This window comes from Hyphomicrobiales bacterium (genome assembly GCA_030688605.1).
Classification (GTDB): domain Bacteria; phylum Pseudomonadota; class Alphaproteobacteria; order Rhizobiales; family NORP267; genus JAUYJB01.
This window is the reverse complement of record JAUYJB010000001.1, coordinates 21,946-32,983: the sequence shown is the minus strand read 5'-3', so window position 1 is coordinate 32,983 and position 11,038 is coordinate 21,946. Positions and strand designations below refer to the sequence as shown.

At 64.7% G+C, this 11,038-nt stretch carries 9 protein-coding genes; 4 read left to right on the top strand and 5 right to left on the bottom strand.

The annotated features are described in order from the left end of the window. The 3 genes from atpA to Q8P46_00155 form a co-directional block, all read right to left on the bottom strand. A partial coding sequence (atpA, locus tag Q8P46_00165) for a F0F1 ATP synthase subunit alpha (protein MDP2618584.1) occupies positions 1-1,177 on the bottom strand: 1,177 nt, incomplete at its 3' end. Continuing rightward, the gene (locus tag Q8P46_00160; GenBank protein ID MDP2618583.1) at positions 1,177-1,737 is read right to left on the bottom strand and encodes a F0F1 ATP synthase subunit delta; all 561 of its coding nucleotides are present in this window, start codon (positions 1,735-1,737) and stop codon (positions 1,177-1,179) included. The genes atpA and Q8P46_00160, both read right to left, overlap by 1 nt. 261 nt (positions 1,738-1,998) lie before the next feature. Then, positions 1,999-4,182, bottom strand: a complete 2,184-nt coding sequence (locus Q8P46_00155) for a primosomal protein N' (protein ID MDP2618582.1) — start codon at positions 4,180-4,182, stop codon at positions 1,999-2,001. A 120-nt stretch (positions 4,183-4,302) separates the two neighbouring features. Between Q8P46_00155 and fsa the strand changes: the two genes are divergently transcribed. Together fsa and Q8P46_00145 are read left to right on the top strand one after the other, a co-directional pair. Then, positions 4,303-4,959: a fructose-6-phosphate aldolase gene (gene fsa, locus Q8P46_00150; protein MDP2618581.1), complete on the top strand. Its 657-nt coding sequence runs from the start codon at positions 4,303-4,305 to the stop codon at positions 4,957-4,959. Positions 4,960-5,069: 110 nt separating this feature from the next. After that, the gene (locus Q8P46_00145; GenBank protein ID MDP2618580.1) at positions 5,070-5,999 is read left to right on the top strand and encodes a tyrosine recombinase XerC; all 930 of its coding nucleotides are present in this window, start codon (positions 5,070-5,072) and stop codon (positions 5,997-5,999) included. A gap of 66 nt (positions 6,000-6,065) precedes the next feature. Here the strand turns inward: Q8P46_00145 and mtgA are convergent, their stop codons facing one another. Then, positions 6,066-6,776 (bottom strand): monofunctional biosynthetic peptidoglycan transglycosylase, encoded by a 711-nt coding sequence (mtgA, locus tag Q8P46_00140; GenBank protein ID MDP2618579.1) that lies wholly within the window; start codon positions 6,774-6,776, stop codon positions 6,066-6,068. A gap of 125 nt (positions 6,777-6,901) precedes the next feature. Between mtgA and Q8P46_00135 the strand changes: the two genes are divergently transcribed. Beyond that, positions 6,902-7,786 carry a polyprenyl synthetase family protein gene (locus tag Q8P46_00135; GenBank protein MDP2618578.1) on the top strand — a complete coding sequence of 295 codons (885 nt, stop codon included), beginning with the start codon at positions 6,902-6,904 and terminating at the stop codon, positions 7,784-7,786. Here the strand turns inward: Q8P46_00135 and ispG are convergent. Then, positions 7,767-9,038 carry a flavodoxin-dependent (E)-4-hydroxy-3-methylbut-2-enyl-diphosphate synthase gene (gene ispG / locus Q8P46_00130; GenBank protein ID MDP2618577.1) on the bottom strand — a complete coding sequence of 424 codons (1,272 nt, stop codon included), beginning with the start codon at positions 9,036-9,038 and terminating at the stop codon, positions 7,767-7,769. The two genes, Q8P46_00135 and ispG, sit on opposite strands and share 20 nt — an antisense overlap. Before the next feature lie 383 nt (positions 9,039-9,421). On the opposite strand from ispG, the gene Q8P46_00125 reads away from it, so the two are divergent. Beyond that, positions 9,422-10,978, top strand: coding sequence for a pilus assembly protein (locus Q8P46_00125; protein ID MDP2618576.1), 1,557 nt, complete (start codon positions 9,422-9,424; stop codon positions 10,976-10,978). Positions 10,979-11,038 lie beyond the last annotated feature (60 nt).

The window sequence follows — 11,038 nt, the reverse complement described above, 5'->3', positions numbered from 1 at the left end:
CGCCCTTGATGGTGCCGGCGACCTGTTTCATCGCCTTGATCTGGGCTGCCGAGCCGACGCGCGACACCGAGATGCCGACGTTCACCGCCGGCCGGATGCCCTGGTAGAACAGGTCGGTCTCGAGGAAGATCTGACCGTCGGTGATCGAGATCACGTTGGTCGGGATGTAGGCCGACACGTCGTTGGCCTGGGTCTCGATCACCGGCAGGGCGGTGAGCGATCCGGCGCCGTTTTCCTCGGTGAGCTTGGCGGCGCGCTCGAGCAGGCGCGAATGCAGGTAGAACACGTCGCCGGGATAGGCTTCGCGTCCGGGCGGGCGGCGCAGCAAGAGCGACATCTGCCGGTAGGCGACCGCCTGCTTCGACAGATCGTCATAGGCGATCACCGCGTGCATGCCGTTGTCGCGGAAATACTCGCCCATGGCGCAGCCGGAGAACGGCGCCAGGAACTGCATGGGCGCGGGGTCCGAGGCGGTGGCGGCCACGATGATCGAATAGTCGAGGGCTCCGTTATCCTCCAGCACCTTGACGAACTGGGCGACGGTGGAGCGCTTCTGGCCGACGGCGACATAGACGCAATAGAGCTTGCGGCTCTCGTCGTCGCCCTGGTTGATCGGCTTCTGGTTGAGGAAGGTGTCGAGGATGATGGCGGTCTTGCCGGTCTGGCGGTCGCCGATGATCAGCTCGCGCTGGCCGCGCCCGATGGGGATCAGCGCGTCGATGGCCTTGAGGCCGGTGGCCATCGGCTCGTGCACCGACTTGCGGGGGATGATGCCCGGCGCCTTGACGTCGACCCGCCGGCGCTCCTTGGCGTTGATCGGCCCCTTGCCGTCGATCGGGTTGCCGAGCGCATCGACGACGCGGCCGAGCAGCGCCTTGCCGACCGGCACCTCGACGATGGCGCCGGTGCGCTTGACCGTGTCGCCCTCCTTGATGTCGCGGTCGGAGCCGAAAATGACGACGCCGACATTGTCGACCTCGAGGTTCAGCGCCATGCCGCGGATGCCGCCGGGAAACTCGACCATCTCGCCGGCCTGAACCTTGTCGAGGCCGTAGACGCGGGCGATTCCGTCGCCAACCGAGAGCACCTGGCCGACTTCGGTGACCTCCGCCTCCTTGCCGAAATTCTTGATCTGCTGTTTGAGGATTGTGGAGATTTCCGCGGCTCGAATATCCATCAGCCGACCTCTTTCAATGCGATATTTAGATTGTTGAGCTTGGCGCGCAGCGAGGTGTCGATCTGCCGCGAGCCGACCTTGACGATCAGCCCGCCGATGAGGCCTGCATCGACCTTAGCGTTGACCACGACGTCGGTTCCCATGGCCTCTTTGATCGCCGCCTTGAGCGCCTGCATCTCGCCGCGATCGAGGGCTTGCGCGGAGGTAACCTCGGCGGTGGTCTCGTCGCGATGATCGGCAAGGATCGCTCTAAAAGCGTCGATCATGTCGCCGACGGCGAAAAGCCGCCGATTCTTGACCACGAGTCCGAGGAAATTGGCCGTCAGGCCCGCAATCTCGGCGCGTTTCAGGACGGCCGACAGCGCCCGTGCCTGTTCGTCGGAGGAAAAGACCGGGCTCCTGACCAGACGCCGTAGGTCCTCGCTCTCATCGAGCAGAGCGGCGAATGCGTCGAGTTCGGACATCACCCGGTTGAGCGAATTGGCGTCCAGGGCCAGTTCGAACAGGGCGTTGGCGTAGCGCCCCGCCATCCCAGTTACGATGGATTGCCCATCAGCCACGTGCGATGCTCTCTGATATGCTCAAGTGCCCTGGCCACGAGGGCCGGAGCCCCCAAGCAAGCCCTTGAAAAAATAGAGTATTTCTATACGAAAGCGCCGCGCTCCGGCACGGCGCTTTGCGAAGCCAGCCCCCTCTAGCATAGAGGTCGGAGCCTGGCAACACGAGGCGAGGCTTCGCAGATGCGTGGATTGTCGCAGGGCAGGCATTCTCGGGACCGGGAATCTCCTGTTCTTCGGAGTTGCCGGCACGTGCGCCGTTCGTCAAAGAAAACTGTACGGGTCGATATCGACGGCAAGGCGCACGCCGCCCTTCGGCTCGCCCGCGGCGGCGAGCCAGGTGCGCAGATAGGCCTGCAGATCGACCGTGCGCGCCGCCTTGACCAGCAGGCGCCAGCGGTGGCGGCCGCGCACCAGCGCCAGCGGCGCCTCGGCGGGTCCCAGCACCTCGACGCCCCGCGCGGCCGGCGCCAGCCGCGCCAGGCGGCGGGCGAAGGCCGTCACCCGCTCCTTGTCGTGGCCCGAGGCGATGAGCGCGGCAAGCCTGCCGAAGGGCGGCAGGCGGTGGCGCTCGCGCGCCGCGATCTCGGCCTTGTAGAAGGCCTCCTCCTCGCCGCTCGCCAAGGCCTGCATCACCGGATGCTCGGGCAGATAGGTCTGGATCATGCCGCGGCCGGGGGTCTCGCCGCGGCCGGCGCGGCCGACCACCTGGTGCAGCAACTGGTAAGTGCGCTCGGCCGCCCGCATGTCGCCCTGGCCAAGGCCGAGATCGCCGTCGACGACGCCGACCAGCGTCAGCAGCGGGAAATGGTGGCCCTTGGCGATGAGCTGGGTGCCGACGACGATGTCGTATTGGCCTTGGGCGATGTCGGCGAAGCGCTGGCGCATGTCGGCTAGGCCGGAAACGAGATCGCTTGACAGGATGGTGAGGCGCGCTTCCGGGAAAAGCTCGCGGGCCTCCTCGGCGACCCGCTCGACGCCGGGCCCGCAGGCAACGAGCGCGTCCACCGCCCCGCAGGCAGGGCAGGCCTTGGGCGCGGCAACCGTGAAGCCGCAATGATGGCAGGCCAGGCGGCCGCGAAACCGGTGCTCGACGAGCCAGGCCGAGCAGTCCGGGCACATGAAACGGTGACCGCAGGCGCGGCAAAGCGTCAGCGGCGCATAGCCGCGCCGGTTGAGGAACAACAGCGCCTGCCCGCCTGCGGCGACGGCCGATTGCGCCTCTCCGACCAGCACCGGCGACAGGAAGCGGTTCTTTTCCGGTGGGTCAGCCTTCATGTCGATCAGCGCGATTCCCGGCATGGCGCGGGCGCCGTAGCGCGCCGGCAGCACCACCCGCCGGTAGCGGCCGCTATCGGCGTTGACGCGCGTCTCGATCGACGGGGTGGCCGAGCTGAGCACCACCGCAAAGCCGCCGATATGGCCGCGGACCACGCCCATGTCCCGAGCATTGTAGGTGACCCTGTCTTCCTGCTTGTAGGCCGGGTCGTGCTCCTCGTCGATGACGATGAGGCCGAGCTCCGCGAACGGCAGGAACAGGGCAGACCGGGCGCCGACGACGACCCGTGCCTCGCCGCGATGCACCGCCCGCCAGGTGGTCTCGCGCTGGCTTGAGGTAAGTTGGGAGTGCCATTGCGCCGGCTCGGCGCCGAATCGCGCCTCGAAGCGGTCTAGAAACTGGGCTGTGAGCGCGATCTCCGGCAACAGGATCAGCGATTGCCTGCCCTGGCGTAGCGCCTCGGCGACAGCCTCGAAATAGACCTCCGTCTTGCCGGCGCCGGTAACGCCGTCGATCACGGTGACGGAAAAGGCGTCGGCCTTAACCGCAGCGCGCAGCGCTTGAGCGGCTGTAGCCTGAGCTTTTGTGAGCATCGGCGCGTCGTAGTCGGGATTTAGGTCGGCAAAGGGAGCGGCCGGCGGTAACGGCACGCTCTCCAAGACGCCCTGGTCGACGAGCCCGTCGACGACGCTCGGGCTGACAGCTGCCGTCTCGACAAGATCGCGCTTGGTCCGCGCCAAGCCATCTTCGAGCACGGCGAACACGCGTTGCCGCGCGAGCGTCATGCGCTGCGGTTTAGCGCCGGCGTAGCGGATGCCGCTGCGCGGCTTTGGATCAGCGAGCGCCAGTTCGGAACGCAGTACCATGCGCAGCACCATCCCCGGCGGCGACAGCGTATAGGCGGCGACCCAGTCGACGAAGCGGCGCATCTCGGTCGGGATCCGGCGTTGTGACAGAAGCCGTTCAACGGCGCGCAATTTGCCGGCCGGCACCGGCTCCCCGCTTACCGATTCGTCCCAGACCACACCCATGACGAGACGCGGGCCCAGCGGCACTTCGACCACGTCGCCGGGCACAAGGTCGGCGATATCCCTTTTTGCATAGGAATAAGGCGCCGGAATCGCCAATGGCAGCAAAACGGAGACAATCGGATCGGTCGAGCGATTCATCAAGTTTCGAAATCGACGGGCGTCTGCTATGGGTTGCGATTGATCGGCTGGACAAGGAATGGCATGGTCGCGCCGGTTGCGCCACCGCGCAAACCGGAGTCTTGAGCGAGAAAGGCGACCATGAAGTTCTTTGCCGACACCGCCGACGTGGACGAAATACGCGATCTGGCCGAGACCGGGCTGATCGACGGCGTCACGACCAACCCGTCGCTGGTCGCCAAGACCGGGCGCGACTTCAAGAAGACGATCCGCGAAATCTGCGCCTTGGTCGACGGGCCGGTGAGCGCGGAGGTGGCGGCGACCGACGCCGACGGCATGATCGAGGAAGGCCGAGAATTGGCAAAGATTGCCGACAATGTGGCGATCAAGGTGCCGCTCACCTGGGACGGACTGAAAGCCTGCAGGACGCTCACCCAGGCCGGCACCAAGGTCAACGTCACCTTGTGCTTTTCGGCCAACCAGGCGCTGCTTGCCGCCAAGGCCGGCGCCAGCTTCGTGTCGCCTTTCATCGGCCGGCTCGACGATATCGGCCTCGACGGCATGGAGCTGATCGGCGAGATCCGCGCCATCTACGACAATTATGAGGTGCTGAAGACGGAGATCCTGGCCGCTTCGATCCGCTCTCCGAATCAGGTGAAGCTCGCGGCACTTGCCGGCGCGGACGTCGCGACCATCCCGCCTTCCATCATCAAGGGTCTGGTCAACCACCCGCTCACCGACAAGGGGATCGCCACCTTCATGGCCGACTGGAACAAGACCGGCCAGTCGATCACTTAGGAGCATCCTCTCGACCGTGGTATCGTCTCGTCAACCTTCGCGCGTCACAATGGTGGGCGGCATCGAAGGAGCACGAGCGGATGGGAGAAGAGCGGCAGAGCGCGTTCGTCATGGCGGCGACCGACGCCGCGCGGATGGCGGATCAATGGCTTGCCTATCTGAGCGACGAGCGCCGCGCGCCCAAAACAACGCGCGCCGCCTATGCACGCGATCTGCGGCAATTCCTCGAATTCCTACGGGGACATCTGGGCGGACCTGCACGTCTTAGCGACCTCGCTGCGCTTAGCCCGGCGGATGTGCGCGCCTTCCTCGCCCGACGGCGCATGGAGGGCATCACCGGCCGCAGCCTCGCGCGGACGCTTTCTGCCGTGCGCTCCTTCTACCGCTATCTGGAGCGCGCCGGCCTTGCGGATTCGGCTGCCGTTTACGCCATCCGCCCGCCGAAACGGCGCCACGGACTGCCGAAGCCGGTTTCCGCCGTCAAGGCGCGGGCGCTCGCCTCGGCCGAAACCCATGTCGGCCCCGGCGTCGAACCTTGGATTGGCGCCCGGGACGCCGCCGTGCTGGCCCTCCTCTATGGATCGGGCCTGCGTATTTCCGAAGCGCTGGGCCTCAACCTCAAGGACGCGCCGCTGCCCCAGCGCGACGACATGCTGCGGGTGACCGGCAAGGGCGGCAAGACGCGCCTGGTGCCGGTATTGCCCGCCGTGCGTCAAGCGATCCGCATCTATCTGGACCTCTGCCCCCATGCGCTGAGCGCAGACGGTCCGCTTTTCATCGGCGCCAAAGGCAGACGCTTGTCGCCGCGCATCGTCGAGCTGACGGTGGAACGGCTGCGCACGGTCCTCGGCCTGCCGGACAGCGCCACGCCGCATGCGCTGCGCCATTCCTTCGCCACTCACCTTCTTTCCGCCGGCGGCGATCTGCGCACCATCCAGGAACTATTGGGCCACGCCAGCCTGTCGACGACGCAAATCTATACCGAGGTCGACGAGCGGCACCTATTGGAGGTCTATGCCCGCGCCCACCCGCGCGCGTAAACGTAAACCAAGACCACGACCTCCCTGACGGCAATGGCGCACGATCCGATTTGCAGAGAAGCCTTTCTATTGGATGCAGCCGACATAGGCGCCAGCGATCCGGCCGCGCTCTTGAGCGCGCATTGCGAGTTGCCGCGTCAATGGCCCTGGTCGACCCGCCGACCGGGCAATCGGGTTGGGCAACACGGCGGCGAGCAAGCCTGCCTCGCGTGCTGTCAGGTTTCTTGCATCCTTACCGAAAAAGTGCCGGGCCGCTGCCTGAGCACCATAGATGCCAGGGCCGAGCTCAACCATGTTGAGATAGACCTCGATGATCCGCCGCTTGCTCCAGACGAGATCGAGCCAATAGGCAAGAGGCACCTCGAACACCTTACGGGCGTAGGAACGATACGGCCACAAGAACAGGTTCTTGACCGTCTGCATGGGAATGGTGCTCGCGCCGCGCGGCTCGCCGCCGTCGCTCGCTTCCTCCACCACCTGTTGAACCGCCTCCCAGTCGACGCCGTGATGGGTGCAGAAACGGCCATCCTCGGTCATGATCATGGTGGCTGGCAGGACCGGCGCGATGTCCTCAAGATCGACCCATTGATGGGCGATACCGCGCCCCTCCAGAAGCCGCCACAGCATCAGCGCGGAAACTGGCGGATCGACGACGGCATAGACGGGGACAAGCAGGAAGGGCAGCGCGATCAGCACCGCCAATGCAATGGCGAACCGGCGCGCGTTGCGCGCAAGAGCCGTACCGCGTCGACGCCGCGCACGCGGACGCGCGGTCATTGCCTTTCGCCCCATGTCGGGGTGGGTACACGCAGCCGGCAGTTTGTGCAACGTCGCCACATATTGCCCTGCCGTTGACGGCCGCGTCTTGCTGCCTGCGGGAGCCCCGGGATACAAGGGCGGGCATGGGGTTCGAGACCGAATTGAAGAAAGCGGCCACACGGGTCGAAGGCGTACTGGAAGGCATCGTCGCCGAGACCGCGGATGAGACGCCGGCGCACCTATTGGCCACGATGCGACATGGCCTGTTTGGCGGCAAGCGGATCAGGCCGTTTCTGGTCTTGGCTTCGGCGCGGCTGTTCGGGGTTGACGGGGTCGGCGTGCTGCGCGTCGCGGCCGCTCTTGAATGCGTGCACTGCTATTCGCTACTGCACGATGATCTGCCGGCCATGGACGATGACGATATGCGCCGAGGCCGGCCGACGGCCCATATCGCCTTCGGCGAGGCGGCGGCAATCCTCGCCGGCGACGCGCTTCTGACCCTTGCCTTCGAGATACTCGCCGGTCCGCGCACTCATCATGACGCCGGCATTCGCGCCGATCTCGTTCTTCATCTCGCCCGTGCCGCCGGCGCCCGCGGCATGGCCGGCGGCCAGATGCTCGACCTCGACGCCGCCGCGAGGAACGAGGACGAAGCCGCAGTCATGCGAATGCAGGCGATGAAAACCGGGGCGCTGATCGCCTATGCCGCGACGGCCGGCGCGATTCTTGGCGCCGCCGCCACCGCCGATCGCGCGCGTCTCGGCCGCTATGGACAAGCCCTCGGCGCCGCCTTTCAGATCGGCGACGATTTGCTCGACTGCGAGGCGACGCCCGGCGAAATGGGCAAGGCGACGGGCAAGGATGCGGCCGCTGGCAAGGCAACGCTGATCGCCGCGCTCGGGGCAAACGCCGCGCGCGCGCGCCGCGACGCCCTCATCGCCGAGGCCAAGTCCCAGCTTGAGCCATTCGGCGAGGCGGCGGCAGCGCTCACCGCCGTCGCCGATTTCGTCATGAGGCGCCGGAAATAGGCTTGTCGGGAGCCTCCACCGGCCGCCCGCCGAACCGCTTTTCCACATAGTCCTCGACGAGCGCCTTGAAATCCTGCACCAACGTCGGCCCACGCAGGGTCATGATCTTCTTTCCGTCGATGAAAACGGGCGCGGCCGGCGCCTCGCCGGTGCCGGGCAGCGAGATGCCGATATCGGCATACTTGGATTCCCCGGGGCCGTTGACGATGCAGCCCATGACGGCAAGGGTCAATGTCTCCACGCCGGGATAGCGCGTGCGCCATTCCGGCATGCGTTGGCGGGCGAAATTCTCGATTTCCTTGGCAAGCCCCTGGAACACCGTGCTGGTGGTGCGCCCGCAGCCCGGACAGGCGGTAACGACGGGCGCGAAGGACCGCAGCCCCATCGCCTGCAGGAGCTCCTGGGCAACCCGCACTTCTTGTGTCCGGTCGCCGCCCGGTTCCGGCGTCAGCGACAGGCGGATCGTGTCGCCGATACCCTGCTGCAGCAGCACCGCGAGCGCCGCCGCGGATGCAACGATCCCCTTACTGCCGAGCCCGGCCTCGGTAAGGCCGACATGCAGGGCATAGTCGCAGCGTTCGGAAAGCGCCGCATAGACCTTGATCAGATCCTGCACTGCCGAGACCTTGGCCGAGATGACGATCTTGTCCCGCCCAAGGCCGATTTCCTCCGCCCGTGCCGCCGAAAGGAGAGCCGACTGAACGATCGCCTCGTGCAGCACTTCGGCCGCGTTCTTCGGCGCCGTGGCGCGTGCGTTCTCGTCCATCAGCCGGGTCAGCAACTCCTGGTCGAGGCTGCCCCAATTAACGCCGATCCGCACCGGCTTGCCGAATTTCAGCGCAATCTCCACGAGTTGCGAAAATTGCGGGTCGCGTTTGTCTTTGAAGCCGACATTGCCGGGATTGATGCGGTATTTGTCGAGCGCCTCAGCGGCTGCCGGATAAGCGCTGAGAAGCTTGTGGCCGATATAGTGGAAGTCGCCGACGAGCGGCACGTCGACGCCCATCCGCGCCAGCCGGTCGCGAATGCGCGGCACGGCGGCCGCCGCTGTCTCACGATCTACCGTGATGCGGACGATCTCGGCGCCGGCGCGGGCGAGCGCCGCTGCTTGGTTCGCCGTCGCCTCGATATCGGCGGTGTCGGTATTGGTCATCGACTGGACGACGACCGGCGCATCGCCGCCGATTACGACGTCGCCGACGCGCACGGCCACTGATTTGCGCCGCCCTTGAAGCGAAGACTGATAGCTCATGGGTTCCATTCCGCAACGCGACGCAAATACCCGCCCACGCCCGCACACACCGTCGCGCTCAAGTCACTGCCAGTTCCGCGCAGGGCTTGTCAACTCGACCCCTTTCGATGTTCACCGACGCGCTTCTAAGCCCAACAAATCATTAAGGATACTAATTTCAATTCGACCAAAAATGTAGAACCGACTTTAACGCGCATATGTCTATTGTCGGGTGAGACTGCTCGCCCGTGCGTTGTGCATAGTCGTAGCGTTCCAGACCCGGGGAACTGAACAATTTGCACATTGCCCGGTGAGGAACCACAGCTGTTGGGTGGATTGACTGATCTGTAACAAGTTTCTGCTATGGCAGTGTACCTGGTTCGTGTTGCGTTGGGAGTATCCACATGACCGCCGCCAAATCGCTACTGAAGGCGCTTGCCGCGCAGCTTTCTCGTCTGAGCACCGACCGATCGGGCAACATCGCGACAATGTTCGCGATCTTGATCATTCCTATGATCGCCATGATCGGTTCCGCTATCGACTATTCAAACGCCTACCGCACCAAGTTGCGCGTCCAGGAAGCGCTGGATGCGACCTCCCTCGCGGTCAACCGCTCCATCGGCGAACGGAGCACGGAAGAGCTTCAGGACCTGGCGCAGGAAATGTTCGCCAACAATCTCAGCCTCAAACATACGGCTACACTGGCGAGCATCGACATTCAGGGCGACGAGCGCATTGTGACGCTGCAGGCGGACGGTGAGGTCAACACGTTCTTCATGTCACTGTTCGGAATCGACAAGATGAATTTCAGCGCCATGTCGCAGACGGTAACCGGGACCCGCAAATTCGAGATTTCCATGGTCCTCGACAATAGCGGCTCGATGGCCGGTTCGAAGATCCGCGATTTGCGCACCGCCGCCGACAATCTGGTCGAGGTTTTTTTCAAAGGGGAATCCGTCAGCGAGGCGGTGAAGGTTGGCATCGCTCCCTTCGCCGCGTCGGTCAATGTCGGCTCCGGATACCGCAACGCCTCGTGGATCGATTCGACCGGCATCTCGCCCGTCCATAGCGAAAATTTCGATGAAAACGTCAGCCGCTTCGACATTTACGACAACATCGCCAATGCCGATTGGGCAGGCTGCGTCGAAATGCGGCCCTATCCGCTCGATGTGCAGGACACCACGCCGGCGCCGAGCGATCCGGCATCCTATTTCGTACCCATGTTCGCGCCCGACGAGCCGGACGATGAGAGCGCCGCCGAGAACAACTATCTTTGCGACGATCCCAGTAGTGGAGGTGGTCGTAGAAGGCGCAGCAGCTGCTCGGGGTCGAGCATGACCTGGGACGAAGCCCAGATGAATGTCGACAAGTATTATTCCGGCGTCCGCGCGAGTGGCGACTACGGGCCCAACCACAACTGTACCACGACTCCAATCACGCCGCTGACGAGCACCAAGTCTGTCATCACGGCCGCGCTCGACCGAATGGATGCCAACGGCATGACCAACATCCAGTCAGGCGTGATGTGGGGTTGGCGCGTCATCTCGAATAAAGAGCCGTTCACGGAGGGCGTCCCGAGCAACGACAGGGATTGGATCAAGGCCATTGTGCTGATGACCGACGGTGCCAACACCCATCGCGGGAAAAATTCCCCGAATATGTCCATGTATTCGGCGTTTGGATATGCCCGCAACGGCCGGCTTGGCCCGCCCACGAGAAGCACCAGCACCCTGGTCGCCAGGATGAACGATCGCACGCTGGAAGCCTGCACCAACGTCAAGGCGGACGGAATTCTGATCTATACGGTCGCCTTCGGCATCGATGACAACGTCACTCGCACGCTGCTGCGCAACTGCGCCACCAACCCCGAGATGGCGTACACGCCGAGCAATGGATCGGAGCTTGTCGCGGTGTTCAACCAAATCGGCGTCGATCTGAGTACCCTGCGCATCGCCCAGTAAAGGAGGGGCGGCCGATATCGCCGCCCTTTCCCACCCCTAATTCGCTATAATCGCGGCTCT